Genomic DNA, 16,060 nt, shown 5'->3' on the forward strand with positions numbered 1-16,060 from the left:
AAAATACAGGCAGAAACAAGTTTGCATATTGAATGTGCAGTTCCGGAACCTTCAGATCCCCAAAAAATGCTAAGTATCGGTAATATCTCACTTAAGAATAACGTTATGCTTGCGCCCATGTCCGGCATTACAGACCTTCCGTTCCGTCGGTTGGCCTACCGCTATGGAGCTGGCCTTGTTGTCAGTGAGATGGTTGCTAGCAACACCCTTGCCACAGGTCAGCACCAAAGTTTGCTGCGGGTAGAGGGTGAGGGAATCACGCCGCACGTTGTGCAGCTTTCTGGACGCGACCCGAAATGGATGGCGGAAGGGGCTCGCATTGCTGAAGGCGCAGGCGCTCAAGTCATTGACATTAATATGGGTTGCCCTGCCAAAAAGGTGACAAGCGGCTACTCCGGTTCAGCGCTCATGAAGGACTTGCCTCTGGCGATGCAGCTCATTGAGGCGACCGTTGGGGCGGTCAGCGTACCGGTAACGCTGAAAATGCGTCTGGGCTGGGACGAGAACTCCATCAACGCGCCTGTGCTTGCAAAGCAGGCGGAAGATGCCGGTGTTCAAATGATCACCGTTCATGGTCGTACGCGAAGCCAGTTTTATAAGGGCGAAGCAGACTGGAAAGCCATTCGAGCTGTGCGTGAGGCAATCTCTGTACCGCTTGTGGCGAACGGTGACTGCTGCGGCTACGACGATGCCGTGACAATGCTGGAGCAGTCCGGTGCGGATCTGGTGATGATCGGGCGTGGCGCCTACGGGCGTCCTTGGTTACCGGGCCACGTTGCGCACTTCCTTAAAACGGGTGAGCGCAAGGAAGATCTGGTTGGTAGCGAGCTGGCTGATTTGGTTGTTGAGCATTACGAGGCGATGCTCTCCCACTACGGGCCGGAAATCGGCGTACGGGCAGCGCGAAAACACATCGGCTGGTATCTGGAAGCAAGCGGCACGTTGATCGATGCGCCAGAGGGTTTCCAGAAGGGGCTAATGACAAACGGTGATCCTGCATCTGTCATGAAGACCCTGCACAACTGGTTCTCCAACAACGACGGAAAACAACAAAAAGCCGCATAGGGGGCGGTAGAAGGTGGCAAAATGGGTTCGGTAGGATCGAGTGAGGGGCAACTGGTTCTGGATTCACTTCCGCATCCAGTCATTGTGCTCGACGAAAATAATGTCATCTTTGGTGCAAATACAGCAGCAGAAGATTTCTTTCAGGCCAGCTTTTCTGTCCTGAAGCGCCATAGCATCTCGTATTTCGTGCCGTTTGGTAGCCCGCTATTGGCGCTGATCGCGCAGGTTCGTGAGCGTAATTCCTCCGTTAACGAGTATAAGGTTGATATCAGCTCGCCGCGCATCGGCCATGACAAGCTGGTAGATATTAACGCGTCTCCCATGAGTGGGCGCGAGGGCGCAGTTGTTCTGTTGTTCCAAGAGCGAACCATGGCGGAAAAGCTGGACAAGCAGCTGACCTCCAGAGGCGCTGCACGCACAGTTACTGGCCTTGCTGCAATGCTGGCCCATGAGATCAAAAATCCGCTTTCTGGTATTCGCGGGGCGGCCCAGCTGCTGGAAATGGCAGTGGGTGATGATGATCGCTCGCTCACTCGTCTTATTCAGGATGAAACAGACCGGATCGTAAAGCTGGTGGATCGTATGGAGGTGTTCTCAGACGAGCGCCCGATCGACCGTGAGCCGGTTAATATCCATAGTGTTCTGGACCATGTTAAGCGCATTGCGGAGCATGGCGTTGCCAAAAACATCAAGATCATAGAGCAATATGATCCGTCCTTGCCGCAGGTCTACGCCAACCGTGACCAACTGGTACAGGTTTTTCTCAATCTTATAAAAAATGCGAGCGAAGCCTTGGGCAACGTGAGAGATGCGGAAATCGTTATCTCTACAGCGTTTCGCCCCGGTATTCGCCTTTCTGTTCCCGGCGTTCGGGAACGGGTTTCATTGCCACTGGAATTTTGCGTTCGAGACAATGGGACAGGGGTTCCAGAAGAACTTCTTCCGCATTTGTTTGAGCCATTCGTAACGACGAAAACAAACGGTTCAGGCCTTGGCTTGGCCTTGGTTGCCAAAATCGTCGGAGATCATGGCGGCGTAATCGAGTGTGACAGTACTGGGCGTGGCACGACTTTCCGCGTGCTTATGTCGGCTTACTCGCCACAAGAACACTCCCAGAGCTAATAGGGTTAAAAGTGATGCCAAGTGGAACTATCCTCGTTGCTGATGACGATGCTGCAATCCGCACCGTCCTAAATCAAGCGCTCTCGCGCGCAGGTTACACAGTTCGGCTCACATCTAACGCGACAACCCTGTGGCGTTGGGTAAGCTCGGGCGAAGGTGATCTGGTTATCTCCGATGTGGTGATGCCAGACGAAAATGCGTTTGACGTACTGCCACGCATTCGCAAACTGCGCCCAGACCTGCCGGTCGTCATCATGAGTGCGCAAAACACATTCATGACCGCCATTAAGGCGTCAGAGCAGGGCGCATACGAATACCTGCCAAAGCCTTTCGATCTCAAAGAGCTGATCGGTATTGTTGGCCGCGCTTTGGCGGAGCCTAAATCTCCAAACGCTCAGCTTGGCGATGATGGCGGCGAGAATATCCCGCTTGTTGGCCGCTCTCCGGCCATGCAGGAAATCTACCGCGTTCTGGCTCGCCTAATGCAGACCGACCTGACCGTTATGATCAACGGTGAAAGCGGTACCGGTAAAGAGCTGGTCGCCCGCGCGCTGCACGATTACGGTAAGCGCCGCAATGGCCCGTTTGTGGCGGTCAATATGGCTGCTATTCCTCGTGATTTGATCGAGTCTGAACTCTTCGGTCACGAGAAAGGGGCATTCACAGGCGCTCAGGCCCGTGCATCTGGCCGCTTCGAGCAGGCAGACGGCGGCACGCTGTTCCTTGATGAAATCGGCGATATGCCAATGGAAGCGCAAACCCGTTTGCTACGCGTTCTGCAGCAGGGTGAGTACACCACTGTGGGCGGACGTACGCCGATTAAAACGGATGTGCGCATTGTTGCAGCCACCAATAAGGATCTGCGCCAGCTCATTAATCAGGGGCTCTTCCGCGAAGACCTTTATTTCCGCCTCAACGTCGTTCCGATCCGCATTCCGCCGCTTCGTGAGCGCACAGAGGATGTGCCGGATCTTGTGCGCCACTTCTTCTCCCTTGCTGAGAAGGAAGGGTTACCTGCAAAGCAGATCGAGGTTGCAGCTCTTGATAAGCTGCGTCGCTATCGCTGGCCGGGTAACGTACGCGAGTTGGAAAACCTCGTTCGTCGCCTTTCCGCGCTTTACCCGCAAGATGTGATCACCTCAAACCTGATCGATCTGGAGCTGAGTCAGCCTGCTGTTTCTGCCGTAGACGACGAGCCCCGTGCGGAGCGTGATCTGTGCGCTTCCGTTGAGCATTATCTGGGTGACTACTTCGCAGGCTTTGGCGATACATTGCCACCTCCCGGCCTTTATCACCGCATCCTGAGAGAGGTTGAATACCCGCTCATCAGCGCTGTGTTGGCCGCCACAAGAGGTAACCAGATCAAGGCTGCTGAGCTTCTGGGTGTGAATCGCAATACGCTACGTAAGAAAATTCGCGATCTCGACGTTAAGGTCATCCGTAGTTCGCGGTAAATTCCTTCTCGGGGCTCTTAGGTGTTGCATACCTGCCATTGCTTAGAGCCCCGTTTTCCCCAGTATCTTGGCCCCCTTAGATCTCATTGTCTCATTTTGGCAACATTGTGTGGTAGTAAAGTCGCTATTGCATTTGCTGCGCAGATTTAAAATGTGATCGGGCCCTGATGATTTTAAAAACCAAGCTGGATGGGGACGCCAACGGCAACGGCCTTAACGGGCGAAAGGCACGTATCTTCGGCCTTTCCATCGTTGTTGTCGCTCTTATCTCCATCGCTCTATCGTTCCTTGTGCTTATGGGTCTCACACCGATTGACCCAACCGAGAACGTTATCTACGCGGCGTTGATCACCAACTCCCTGCTTGTTGCCACCCTCGTCGGTCTTATTATCTGGGAGTTTAGCCGTCTTCTCAAAGCAAGAAGGCGCGGACGCGCTGCTGCACGGCTTCACGTGCGCACCGTCACTATGTTTTCCCTCGTTGCTGCTATTCCGGCCATTATCGTTGCAGCTGTGGCAACGATTACGCTCGATCAGGGTCTTGATCGCTGGTTCGAAAAACGCACCAAAGAGATCATCGGTAACGCACAATCCGTTGCTGCGGCCTATGTTCAAGAACACGGCAATATTCTGCGCTCTACGCTTATTGCGATGGTGAACGACGTTGATCTTAACCGCAACGCATACCACTACGAACCATCACGCTTTGATCGCTTTTTTGAGACCCAGACTTGGGTTCGCGGTCTGCTCGGCGCTTACATTCTAAAGCGGGACGGAACTGTTGTGATGCGTGTACTGCGCGATCCTGATGTTGCGCCTCTGCTGCCGCCGGAAAACGCGATGAAGCAGGCGCAAGATGGCGCGCCAATCCTTATTCACCCGGGCGTATCGAACCTCGTAGGCGGCGTTATGAAGCTGTCTGCCTATGATGACCTTTATCTCTATGTAACCCGCGCTCTGGACCCTCGCGTTGTTGAATATCAGCGCCTTGCCGAGGCTGGCGTGAATGACTACGCGGAGATGGAGAACGGGCGCTTTGGTGTTCAGCTTGCCTTCGCTATCGTTTACGTTGGCGTGGCGCTTGTGCTGCTGCTTGCATCCATCTGGGTCGGCTTTGGCTTTGCAAATAATCTCGTGAGGCCGATCCGTAACCTTATTGGTGCCGCTGACGAAGTCTCCAAAGGCAATTTGAAGGTTCAGGTGGAAGCGAATGGCTCCAGTGGTGACATGGTCAACCTCGCCTCTACCTTCAACAATATGACGGGGCAGCTGCGCGGTCAGCGCGAGGCGCTCCTAGCTGCAAACGACCAGATCGACAAACGCCGCCGCTTTACCGAGGCGGTGCTTTCCGGCGTTTCCTCTGGTGTTATCGGCATCGATGATGCAGGGCGCATCACGCTGGTCAACCGCGCTGCAATGGATCTCCTGAAGCAGGACGAGAAAGAACTGCTCGCAAAGCCTATCGGGGAAGCGATCAAAGAGCTGTCTGAGACAATCGATACAGCTCTCGAGCAGGTCGAAACCAATAAGCCGAAGCTTTCTCAGGTCTCCCTTGTGCGTCGTGGCCGCGAGCGTACCGTGAACGTTCAGGTGACGACGGAAGAGGCGACCCGCACAGAGCACGGCTTTGTGGTTACGCTTGACGATATTACCGATCTCGTCGCCGCACAGCGAAACTCAGCGTGGGCTGACGTTGCTCGCCGTATCGCACACGAGATCAAAAACCCGCTTACCCCGATCCAGCTTTCTGCAGAGCGTATCCGCAGACGTTACGCCAAACAGATCGTTGATGATGACCGCAAGGTCTTCGACCAGTGCGTGGATACGATCATCCGTCAGGTGGGTGATATCGGCCGCATGGTGGATGAGTTCTCCTCCTTCGCCCGTATGCCGAAGCCTCATTTCAGTGAAGGTGACCTGCGCAATACAGTGCGTGAAGCCGCGTTCATGCTCTCTGTCGCAAATCCTGACATTAAGATCGAGAGCGAGCTGCCTGATGAGGTCGTTCCTATCCGTTTTGATAGCCGCCTTGTAGGGCAGGCCGTTGGTAACGTGGTGAAGAACGCAACTGAAGCTGTCGGGGCCTATCAGCTTAAACATCCTGATGAGGAAAAAGGGCACGTCCTTATCAGGCTGGTGAGTGAAGGCGATATGCAGGTTGTCGAAGTAATCGACAATGGTATCGGCCTTCCGGCAGAACATCGCCAACGGCTGTTGGAGCCGTACATGACCACCCGTGAAAAGGGCACCGGTCTGGGGCTGGCGATTGTAAGAAAAATTATGGAAGACCACGGTGGTGGCATCGAGCTTTGCGATGCACCATCAGTTGCGCAAGGCGGGCATGGGGCAATGATCCGCTTGTTCATGCGCACTTCGACTTCCCAAGACAAAAACGAAATTTCAACCGAAGAAATGGTGGGTGCAGGCAATGGCAACGGACATTCTGATCGTTGATGATGAAGCTGATATCCGCGAACTGATCGCTGGTATTCTTGAAGATGATGGGTATGCGGCTCGTACCGCAGGAGACAGTGACAGCGCACTGGCTGCAATTGCAGACAGGCGTCCGGCACTTGTTGTTCTGGATATCTGGCTGCAGGGCAGCAAGCTGGACGGGTTGGAACTGCTTGAGGTTATCAAGGAGCAAAACCCAGATCTGCCTGTTGTGATTATTTCCGGTCACGGCAACGTGGAAACAGCGGTTTCCGCCATCAAAAAGGGCGCTTACGACTACATCGAAAAGCCGTTCAAGGCTGATCGTCTGGTGCTTATTACGGAGCGTGCTCTGGAAGCATCCAGCATGAAGCGCGAAATCCGCGAGCTTAAACAGCGCAGTGGCGACGCCGCTCGCTTGGTTGGTAGCTCTAGCGCGATGAACCACCTTCGCCAGACAATCGAGCGTGTGGCTCTAACGAATAGCCGTATTTTGATTACTGGTCCTTCCGGATCGGGCAAGGAATTGGTCGCCCGTACAATTCACGAAATCTCCCCACGCCAGAAGGCTCCGTTTGTTGTTATCAACGCAGCAAACATCACGCCTGAACGCATGGAGGAAGAGCTCTTCGGTATTGAAGAAACCGACCATTCCCCGCGTAAAGTGGGTGCTTTGGAAGAAGCCCATGGCGGCACGCTCTACCTTGATGAAGTTGGCGAAATGCCACGCGAAACGCAGAACAAAATCCTGCGTGTTCTTGTGGAGCAAACTTTTAGCCGTGTTGGCGGTGTTTCTCGCGTAAAAGTGGATGTGCGCATCCTGTCTTCCAGCGCCAAAAATGTCGAACTTGAAGTAGCCGAAGGCCGCTTCCGCGAGGATTTGTATCACCGTTTGGGCGTTGTTCCCCTTCGCGTGCCTGCTCTGGAAGAGCGCCGTGAGGATATTCCCCAGCTGATTCACTACTTTATGCAGCAGATTTCCGGTGCTACCGGTCTGCCAATGCGCCGTATTGGTGAAGATGCTATGGCGGTTCTACAAACCCACGACTGGCCGGGCAATTTGCGCCAGTTGCGCAACAACGTAGAGCGCCTGATGATCCTGACCAGAGCAGAGCCGGAAGCCGTGATTTCTGCGGATTTACTGCCTTCTGAAGTGGCTTCTACCCTGCCGAATATGCCCGGCGGAAGTGGTTCTGAAGAGCTGATGTCTCTGCCTTTGCGTGAGGCCCGTGAGCAGTTTGAAAGAGAGTACCTTAAAGCACAGGTTAAGCGCTTTGGTGGTAACATTTCGCGCACTGCCGAATACGTTGGCATGGAACGTTCCGCATTGCACCGCAAACTAAAATCATTAGGATTGTCATAGGGCTGGGTGTTGATCCCAGATCGCCCTTAGGAACATGAGATGAAAGTTGTCATTTGTGGCGCCGGCCAGGTTGGCTACGGCATTGCTGAAAAGCTGGCCTCAGAGCAAAACGATGTATCGGTAATTGACAGTTCCCCTCAGCTGGTGAACGTCATCCGAGATACGCTGGATGTGCGCGGCTTTGTTGGCCATGGCGCGCACCCTGATGTTCTTGCGCAAGCAGGCGCCGATCAGGCCGATATGATTATCGCCGTGACCCTTTACGACGAAGTGAACATGGTTGCGTGTCAGGTTGCGCACTCTCTGTTCAACGTTCCTACAAAGGTCGCCCGCGTTCGCGCTCAAAGCTACTTGGCACCGCAGAACAGCAATCTGTTCTCTCGCGAGAATATGCCGATCGACGTGATCATTTCCCCCGAGATCGAAGTGGGTGAAATGGTTCTGCGTCGCCTGTCATTGCCAGGTGCAATGGAAACGGTGCGCTTTGCCGATGATAACGTCATCGTGGTTGGTATCGACTGTCATGCCGACTGTCCGGTGCTTAACACGCCGCTTCGCCAGCTTTCCGAACTCTTCCCAGACTTGATGGCAACCGTTGTGGGTGTATCCCGTGATGGTAACGTCTTCGTGCCGCGCAGTGGTGACATGCTGCGGGAAGGGGATATCGCCTACGTTTGCTCCAAGCGCGATCAGGTTCGCCGTATGCTTGGCATCTTCGGTCACGAAGAGCCGGAGGCAAAACGCGTTATCATCGCAGGTGGCGGTAACATCGGTTCTTACGTTGCCCGTCATCTGGAAAAGCGCCAGATCAAGACCAAGGTCAAGATCATCGAGCAGTCCCGCGAAAAAGCGGTTCGTATTGCTGATGAGCTGCGCCGCACCGTGGTGCTGCACGGCAGTGCGCTTGATCAGGTGTTGTTGCAGGAGGCCGATGTTCAAAACACAGACATGATCGTCGCGCTCACCAACGTGGATGAGGTGAACGTTCTTTCCTGCGTTATGGCCAAAAAACTTGGCTGTGAGCGCAACCTTTCGTTGTTGAACAACTCTAGTTATCCGGCCTTTGCTGGCGCACTGGGTATCGACACGTTCGTTAACCCGCGTCAGGTGACCATTTCCAAAATCCTTCAGCACGTACGCCGTGGCCGTATTCGTTCGGTTCACACGCTGCAAAACGGTGCTGCTGAAGTGATTGAGGCTGAAGCTTTGGAAACCTCACCACTTGTAGGCCGTCCGCTTCGAGAGATCGAAGGCGTCGAGGGAATACGTATTGGTGCAATTTTCCGCAATGATACGGTGATAAAACCTAGTGGTGATGACACCATTTTGGCAAAGGACCGCGTTGTAATTTTTGCCGTTGCGAATAAAGTGCGGCAAGTGGAGCAGATGTTCCGTGTATCCCTTGAATTCTTCTAGAGCGCGGGCACCAGCCGAATTTAGCTATCTTATTGGAAGGAATAGAAAATCATGAGCCGCGTTGCTTATGTAAACGGACAGTATGTTCCCCACAGCCGCGCTGCGGTGCATATTGAGGATCGCGGATTTCAGTTTGCCGACGGTGTTTACGAGGTTTGTGAAATCTGGAACGGCACCGTTGTAGACATGGAACCGCATCTGGACCGTCTGGACCGCTCTTTGCGTGAACTTTCTATCAAGTCTCCTATGAGCCGTGCAGCGTTCATCCGTGTTATGCGTGAAACCATCGAGAAGAACCGCGTTAAAAACGGTCTGATCTACATCCAGATCAACCGCGGCGTTGCGCGCCGTGACCACTACTTCCCGTCTGCAAACGTTGCGCCGTCAGTTATTTTGACCAGCCGCTCCGTTGATCCGGTGAAAAAAGCTGCTGCTGGTGCTGCCGGTATCCGCGTCGTAACGACACCTGAGAATCGTTGGGATCGTGTGGATATTAAAACAGTTGGACTTTTGCCTAACGTTTTGGCGAAGCAAAAAGCCAAGGATGCTGGTGCAAAAGAAGCATGGTTTGTGGATAACGAAGGTTTCGTTACTGAGGGTGGCTCAACTAACGTTTGGCTCGTTCTTCCAGGAAAAGTGCTTGTAACACGTCCTGCTGACCATGGTATTTTGCGCGGCATTACACGCTCTACTGTTATTAAACTCGCGGAAGCTAAGGGTTTTCGCGTAGAAGAGCGTCGTTTTACTGTTGATGAAGCGAAGCAGGCACTAGAAGCATTTGTAACCTCCGCATCCGGCCCGATTATGCCTGTCATCCAGATCGATGATACCAAAGTTGGGGATGGGAATGTTGGCGAGACCGCAAAGTTTCTGAGAAAATCATTTTACGAAACCGCCCAGTTGACTAAACTGGAGGTTGCGGGGACAATGCCGTCCCGGTGCTAATGATAAAACCATGACTTCAAAAGGCGGTTCCGTAAGGGGCTTGGGCAACTATTTTTGTGTGTGAGTGCTCGGAACCGCTTCAAGATGGGAACAGTAAACAGGCGGATGCCGCGGCCGCGTCCGTCTAAACAGGAAAAAAATAGATATGGCTGACCGCGCTCAAAATCTTCAAGATACTTTTTTAAATCATGTTCGCAAACAGAAGACGCCTCTTACGATTTTTCTGATCAACGGGGTAAAGCTGCAAGGCGTCGTTACTTGGTTCGACAATTTCTGTGTATTGCTGCGTCGTGACGGGCACTCCCAGCTCGTGTACAAACACGCAATCTCTACAATTATGCCGAATAATCCTATACAGTTGTTTGATCCATCCGACGAAGAAGGTGAAAAGGCAGGTGGCTGATTGAAGCCCCATAAAGATCAAGAGGCCGGTCTCAGAAGTAAAGAGCGTGATGCAAACGTTGAGGCCGGCGAAACAGAAGTGACACGGGGTACCCGTTCACTCGTTATCGTTCCAATAATAACAAACCGTGCAATTTCCGAGAGGAAAGGAAACGGTGATCGTTCCTCCGGGGGACAGCGCAGCCCGCAAGCTCGGCTTGAAGAAGCCGTGGGTCTTGCTGCGGCTATTGAGCTGGAAATCGTAGACTCCGGTATCGTCAAACTTAGCAAAGTTCTGCCTGGCACACTGCTGGGAACGGGTAAGCTTGACGAAATCAAGGAGGAGATCAAGCTCCAAGAAATCGAGCTTGTTGTTGTTGATCATCCCCTTACTCCTATCCAGCAGCGTAACCTTGAGCGAGCGTGGGATTGTAAAGTGATCGACCGAACCGGTCTGATCCTTGAAATCTTCGGTGAACGTGCGCAGACAAAAGAAGGTCGCTTGCAGGTCGAACTAGCGCATTTGACGTGGCAAAAGTCCCGCCTGGTTCGCTCGTGGACCCACCTGGAGCGCCAGCGCGGTGGCCTTGGCTTTATCGGTGGTCCCGGTGAAACGCAGATCGAGGCTGACCGTCGTATCATTCAAGGGCGTATTTCCAGCCTTGAAAAAGAGCTGGTACAGGTACAGCGTACCCGCGCGCTCCATCGTAAGCAGCGCAAAAAAGTACCGCACCCGATTGTGGCATTCGTTGGCTATACCAACGCCGGTAAATCGACCCTTTTCAACCGCATGACCAATTCGGATGTGTTTGCAAAAGACTTGCTCTTTGCAACGCTGGACCCGACTTTGCGCCGGTTGAAGCTGCCACACGGCAGTGAGGTGATCCTCTCCGACACTGTAGGCTTTATCTCCGAGCTTCCGCATAACCTTGTGGCAGCCTTCCGTGCAACGCTGGAAGAGGTGATCGAGGCTGACATCATTTTGCATGTACGCGATATTTCCCATGAGGATACGCGCGCGCAGTCAAGTGACGTGACAGACACGCTGGAAATGCTGGGTCTGAAGGTTTCGGAAAACGACCGCGTGATCGAGGTGTGGAACAAGATTGACAGGCTGGATCCTGCATACAGGGAAAAGCTGCTGGCTGAAGCCAATGACCATTCCGGCCCTATTGCTGTTTCTGCGCTGACGGGAGAGGGCGTTGAAACGCTTTTGAACCGCATCGAGAACCAGCTGGCAGAAAAGCGTGACAGTGTTTCTATGTTGCTACCTCCTGCTGAAGGCGCTGGCCTTGCGTGGCTATACCAGCACTGCGAGATCATGAAGCGGGAAGACACAGAGGAAGGCGTTCACCTTGAGGTGCGCGTGCCTGTGGCTCACCGTGACAGAGTGCGCAACATGTTTGCCAAGTACTTCGACTCCAACGCGATGCTGGAGCCGGAAGACGAGGAAGACAGCGGTACCTACTCCCCGATCTAAAATTTATGCAAAAAGAAAAGCGGCTCCAACAGGGGCCGCTTTTTTCATGGTCGTGATTGTTTGCCTAAACGTGTTGGTCGCGTACTAGCGCGGCGCGTAGGTCATCACCAACAGTGGCTCATTGAGCGGCTCAAAGGTCTTGCCTTCGCTCTTTTCAAAGCCGTAAGCGCTATAGAAGCTCTTGCCGCCGTCATTCTTCTCGAAGACTTCAACCTTCAACCCCAGCGGATTAAGTGCCATGGCAACATCTACCAGTGTACGGGCAATGCCTTGGCGGTGGTGGTCTGGCGATACAAACAGCCCGCCAATTTCGTTACCCATTAGAGCAATAAAGCCGACGACCTTACCGTCCGCCTCAGCAACGTAAGTCACCGTGTTGGGCAGGTAGATATGCTCCAGATTGTGCTTCTCGCTGGCAATAAAGTCCTCGGAGAAGAACGGGTGCGCCAGACGGGTTGCCTGCTCCCAGCACTCTACAACGCTGGCCAAATCGTCAGCAGTGTAGGGACGGATCCAGATATCATCATCCTCTACGAATTCTGCATCGTCGAAATCATCGTCGTCTAGTGCGGTCATTGTTTTTGCTTCCTGCCAGTAGGCTTCCATTTCGTCGAGAGAAAGGTCTTCCAGCGCGCGGCCTTCGCCTTGAGCACCGTCTTCGATATGCGCAAAGCGGGTGCGGAATTTATTGTTGGTTCGCTTCAATGCTTGCTCGGGTGCAATGTCCAGATGACGGGCAAGGTTTGCCACTGCAAACAGCACATCACCCAGTTCATCCTCGATCTTGTCGCGGTCAGGAACAGAAGCGTGAACCTCGTTGGAAAGCTCTCCCACTTCTTCGCGAATTTTATCGAGAACCGGACCGGCAGCGCCCCAGTCAAAGCCAACTTTGGAGGCGCGCTTTTGTAGTTTTTCAGCTTCTGCAAGCGCCGGGAAAACACGCGGAACACTATCAAGATAGCGCGGCTCGGTCTCTGCAATGCCAAGGGCCGCGCGGCGTTCTTTGCGCTCTGCCTTTTCCTCGGCCTTGATCTTGTCCCACAAGCTATCGACATGCTCGGGCTTTTCAGCGTTTACATCACCAAAGACATGCGGATGACGGCGGATCATCTTGCGGGTAACAGCCTCAACCACATCGCCAAACTCGAAGGAGTTCTCTTCAGCGGCCATTTGCGAGTGGTAGACGACCTGTAGTAGCAGATCACCCAGTTCCTCGCACAGATCACCCATGTCCTTGCGGTGAATGGCGTCTGCTACCTCGTAGGCCTCTTCAATAGTGTAGGGCGCGATGCTGGAAAAGTCCTGCGCCAGATCCCAAGGGCAGCCGGTTACAGGCGTGCGCAGAGCCTTCATGATTTCAAGAAGGCGAGTGATATCGCGAGATGGTGTCATCGTCGTTGTGTCCGGCATGTCTTTGAAAAAGTGCGGGCACCCTAACAGCACAGTTCATCCAAGGCGAGATAAAAAAGAGGGCGGCTCCAAGGCCGCCCACTGTGTTTCTAACGCTCTGCCCGCATGGATGGGTGCCAGAAGGTCACCATGCGCTCTAACATGCCAATGGAGGCGTAGAAGAGCGATCCTGCAAGAGCCGCCATTGCGATTTCAGCCCACACCATATCAAGGTTCATGCGGCCTACTTCGGTAGAGATGCGAAAGCCCATGCCCACGATCGGCGTTCCGAAGAACTCGGCCACAATCGCACCAATCAGCGCCAATGTGGAGTTTATCTTCAAAGCATTGAAGATAAACGGCATGGCGGTCGGCAGGCGCAGTTTAACAAGCGTTGCAACGGGACCCGCCGCATAGGTGCGCATCAGGTCGCGGTGCATGGCATCGCTCGCAGCAAGGCCGCTGACCGTGTTCACCAGCATCGGGAAGAAGGTCATGATAATGACCACTGCTGCCTTGGAAGGCCAGTCAAAGCCGAACCACATCACCATAATAGGCGCAACGCCAATGATCGGCAGAGCTGAGACGAGATTGCCAATTGGTAGCAGCCCTTGGCGCAAGAACGGAACGCGGTCTACCAGCAGAGCCAATGCAAAGCCAGCGCCGCACCCAAGCACGTAGCCAACCAGAACGGCCTTCAGGAAGGTTTGCTGGAAGTCAGCCCAAAGCGTTGGTAGGGAGTTCGCCAAGCGCACGCCGATGTCGGAAGGCGCTGGAAGCAGTACCTTGGGGACATTGGCACCTACAACGATGAACTCCCAGAGGAAGAGAAGCGTTATGCCGAAGATAACCGGCACCATAAGGTTAGAAGCCTTGGCAAGAGCAGGGCGCTCGTCTCCGATGCGGATAATCGTCTCGTTGAGTTTCCATGATGCAAGCCAGAGCGCCACAACAAAGACCCAGTAGGCGTTGGGCGCTTCACTGCCTCTGAAGGCAGCAAGCGACATGGTCAGTGTGACAGTGGCAAACACAAGGCCGACGCCTAGCAAGAAGGAGCGGGCCAGCGCTGTTGACCCGTAAGAGGAAGACGCAAGGCTGGCAGCAAGGACCACTACAGGAATGAGGAAGAGGTTACTTCCGTTTGATCCATTGCCGATGAAGGCCAGAACGAGCGTCAATACCAAGGTGCCGTGAATGAGCGGCGTCAAAAGAGGAAAGGACTTTCTCATCGGGCAACTCCCATACGGCGAAGGACCATACGGTCAAGAGAACCAATCGCGGCGACCAGACAAGCAGCTAGAACAGCAGCAACGACAAGTGCAGACCAGATCTGGATTGTCTGGCCGTAGTAGGAGCCCGCGAGCAAACGCGCCCCAAGGCCAGCAACCGCGCCTGTAGGCAATTCACCAACAATGGCACCCACAAGGCTTGCAGCAACAGCAATCTTCAAACTGGTGAAAAGGTACGGTACGGAAGACGGCAGCCGTAGCTTCCAGAATACCTGATTGCCATTGGCGCTGTAGGTCTTCATCAGGTCCATATTGATGGTGTCAGGAGAACGAAGCCCCTTCACCATGCCAACTGTCACAGGGAAGAATGACAGGTACGTGGAAATAAAGGCCTTGGGCAGCAGTCCGCTAATGCCCACGGCGTTAAGAACCACAATAATCATCGGTGCGATAGCGAGGATGGGGATCGTTTGGGACGATATCACCCAAGGCATGAGTGACTTGTCCAGTACGCGCGAATGCACCACCAGAACGGCGATTACAATGCCCAGAACCGCACCAATGATGAAGCCCAGCATGGTTGAAGAAAGCGTAATACCCGCATGATAGACGAGCGAGCGCTTACTGGTGACCTTCTTTAATACGGTGGTCTTGTAGATCTCCTCCACCACCTGATGCGGCGCTGGTAGAACAGGGCGTTCTTGTGAAAGCGTATCACTCACCAACTGCGTGAATGCTACATTTTCAAGGTTCGCACGGGCGTACTTGTCTTGCTGGAACGGCGTGTTCAGCACAACAGCGGCTGTGTACCAGATAGCCAGCAGACAGATAACAACCGCTAGAACAGGCCAGACCTTATAGCGAATGAAATCAATCATCGTAGCTGTGCCCCGCTCGTAGGCCATCGCGTACGCGGTGGGCGATCTCCAAAAACTCCGGCGTTTCGCGAATATCAAGGCCGCGATCCCGTGGCAGGTTGCACTCGATCACATCATGAATGCGGCCCGGACGCGGGCACAGAACCACGATCTTGGTGGAAAGAAACACCGCCTCGGGAATGGAGTGCGTAACGAACACGACTGTTTTGTTGGTGCGCTCCCATAGGCGCAAGAGCTGCTCGTTGAGGTGATCGCGCACAATCTCGTCCAGCGCGCCAAACGGCTCATCCATCAAAAGAAGTTTCGGGTCAACGGCAAGTGCGCGGGCAATAGAGGCGCGCTGCTGCATGCCGCCGGAAAGCTGCCATGGGAACTTCTTCTCGAAACCACCAAGGTTCACAAGGTCCAGATTGCGCTGAATACGCTCTTCCTGCTCCTTGCGCGAAAGGCCCATGATCTCCAGCGGCAGAGCAATATTCTTGGCAATGTTACGCCACGGGTAGAGCGCAGCTGCCTGAAATACGTAGCCATAGCTGCGGGCCATGCGGGCCTGCGCCGGGCTCATGTCGTTTACGGTAATTGAGCCGCCAGTCGGCGTTTCCAGATCGGCGATCACGCGCAGCAAAGTGGTTTTACCGCAACCGGATGGGCCGATAAAAGAAACGAAGTCACCCTCTTTGATATCGAGGTCGATATGGGAAAGGGCATGGACCGGACCGTCGTTGGTCTGGAACGTGAGAGACAGGTCACGGATGTCTACAACGCTCTGCGCATCGGATTGTGCGGCATCGGCTGTCGAAGGCTGTTCAAGTGTCGCCATGGAAGCAAATCATTTCTAACAGGTGGCCAGAAAGCAGCCCATGGCGCTGTATTTACAGCTTGTACTGAGCCGTGTCTGGCGAAAAT

13 protein-coding genes and 1 pseudogene are annotated in these 16,060 nt (G+C 53.9%); 9 read left to right on the plus strand and 5 right to left on the minus strand.

Features of this window, described 5'->3' with window-relative positions; all coding sequences use genetic code 11:
• Positions 1 to 105: 105 nt before the first annotated feature.
• The 9 genes from dusB to hflX all read left to right on the plus strand — a co-directional run bounded on the left by dusB (position 106) and on the right by hflX (position 11,658).
• The gene (gene dusB, locus E1162_RS02460) at positions 106 to 1,065 is read left to right on the plus strand and encodes a tRNA dihydrouridine synthase DusB (protein ID WP_371311775.1); all 960 of its coding nucleotides are present in this window, start codon (positions 106 to 108) and stop codon (positions 1,063 to 1,065) included.
• A gap of 21 nt (positions 1,066 to 1,086) precedes the next feature.
• Positions 1,087 to 2,187 carry a two-component system sensor histidine kinase NtrB gene (locus E1162_RS02465; protein WP_155126271.1) on the plus strand — a complete coding sequence of 367 codons (1,101 nt, stop codon included), beginning with the start codon at positions 1,087 to 1,089 and terminating at the stop codon, positions 2,185 to 2,187.
• Positions 2,188 to 2,201: 14 nt separating this feature from the next.
• Positions 2,202 to 3,641 carry a nitrogen regulation protein NR(I) gene (gene ntrC / locus E1162_RS02470; RefSeq protein ID WP_155126274.1) on the plus strand — a complete coding sequence of 480 codons (1,440 nt, stop codon included), beginning with the start codon at positions 2,202 to 2,204 and terminating at the stop codon, positions 3,639 to 3,641.
• Positions 3,642 to 3,808: 167 nt separating this feature from the next.
• Positions 3,809 to 6,094: a sensor histidine kinase NtrY-like gene (locus E1162_RS02475; RefSeq protein ID WP_155126277.1), complete on the plus strand. Its 2,286-nt coding sequence runs from the start codon at positions 3,809 to 3,811 to the stop codon at positions 6,092 to 6,094.
• The gene (ntrX, locus tag E1162_RS02480) at positions 6,069 to 7,436 is read left to right on the plus strand and encodes a nitrogen assimilation response regulator NtrX (protein WP_155126280.1); all 1,368 of its coding nucleotides are present in this window, start codon (positions 6,069 to 6,071) and stop codon (positions 7,434 to 7,436) included. The genes E1162_RS02475 and ntrX overlap by 26 nt, the downstream gene beginning before the upstream one ends.
• A gap of 39 nt (positions 7,437 to 7,475) precedes the next feature.
• Positions 7,476 to 8,852: a Trk system potassium transporter TrkA gene (gene trkA, locus E1162_RS02485; protein ID WP_155126283.1), complete on the plus strand. Its 1,377-nt coding sequence runs from the start codon at positions 7,476 to 7,478 to the stop codon at positions 8,850 to 8,852.
• A gap of 51 nt (positions 8,853 to 8,903) precedes the next feature.
• A complete protein-coding gene (locus E1162_RS02490) occupies positions 8,904 to 9,797 on the plus strand; it encodes a D-amino-acid transaminase (protein ID WP_155126286.1) in 894 nt (297 codons plus the stop codon).
• 145 nt (positions 9,798 to 9,942) lie between these two features.
• Positions 9,943 to 10,200 carry an RNA chaperone Hfq gene (hfq, locus tag E1162_RS02495; RefSeq protein ID WP_155126289.1) on the plus strand — a complete coding sequence of 86 codons (258 nt, stop codon included), beginning with the start codon at positions 9,943 to 9,945 and terminating at the stop codon, positions 10,198 to 10,200.
• The gene (hflX, locus tag E1162_RS02500) at positions 10,201 to 11,658 is read left to right on the plus strand and encodes a GTPase HflX (RefSeq protein ID WP_155126292.1); all 1,458 of its coding nucleotides are present in this window, start codon (positions 10,201 to 10,203) and stop codon (positions 11,656 to 11,658) included.
• An 84-nt stretch (positions 11,659 to 11,742) separates the two neighbouring features.
• On the opposite strand, the gene E1162_RS19425 is transcribed toward hflX, so the two are convergent.
• The 5 genes and pseudogenes from E1162_RS19425 to E1162_RS02520 all read right to left on the minus strand — a co-directional run bounded on the left by E1162_RS19425 (position 11,743) and on the right by E1162_RS02520 (position 15,974).
• Positions 11,743 to 12,264 carry a GNAT family N-acetyltransferase gene (locus E1162_RS19425; RefSeq protein ID WP_306455013.1) on the minus strand — a complete coding sequence of 174 codons (522 nt, stop codon included), beginning with the start codon at positions 12,262 to 12,264 and terminating at the stop codon, positions 11,743 to 11,745.
• Positions 12,238 to 13,050: pseudogene (mazG, locus tag E1162_RS19430) on the minus strand (nucleoside triphosphate pyrophosphohydrolase); the annotation flags it as partial. The gene E1162_RS19425 and the pseudogene mazG, both read right to left, overlap by 27 nt.
• A 107-nt stretch (positions 13,051 to 13,157) precedes the next feature.
• Positions 13,158 to 14,276: an ABC transporter permease gene (locus tag E1162_RS02510; RefSeq protein ID WP_257098595.1), complete on the minus strand. Its 1,119-nt coding sequence runs from the start codon at positions 14,274 to 14,276 to the stop codon at positions 13,158 to 13,160.
• Entirely contained in the window at positions 14,273 to 15,154 is an 882-nt protein-coding gene (locus E1162_RS02515) for an ABC transporter permease (RefSeq protein ID WP_155126298.1), read from the minus strand. The genes E1162_RS02510 and E1162_RS02515 overlap by 4 nt, the downstream gene beginning before the upstream one ends.
• Positions 15,147 to 15,974 carry an ABC transporter ATP-binding protein gene (locus E1162_RS02520; RefSeq protein WP_155126301.1) on the minus strand — a complete coding sequence of 276 codons (828 nt, stop codon included), beginning with the start codon at positions 15,972 to 15,974 and terminating at the stop codon, positions 15,147 to 15,149. Before E1162_RS02520 ends, E1162_RS02515 begins: the two co-directional genes overlap by 8 nt.
• Positions 15,975 to 16,060: the final 86 nt, after the last annotated feature.

Source organism: Pseudovibrio flavus, assembly GCF_009711345.1.
Classification (GTDB): domain Bacteria; phylum Pseudomonadota; class Alphaproteobacteria; order Rhizobiales; family Stappiaceae; genus Pseudovibrio; species Pseudovibrio flavus.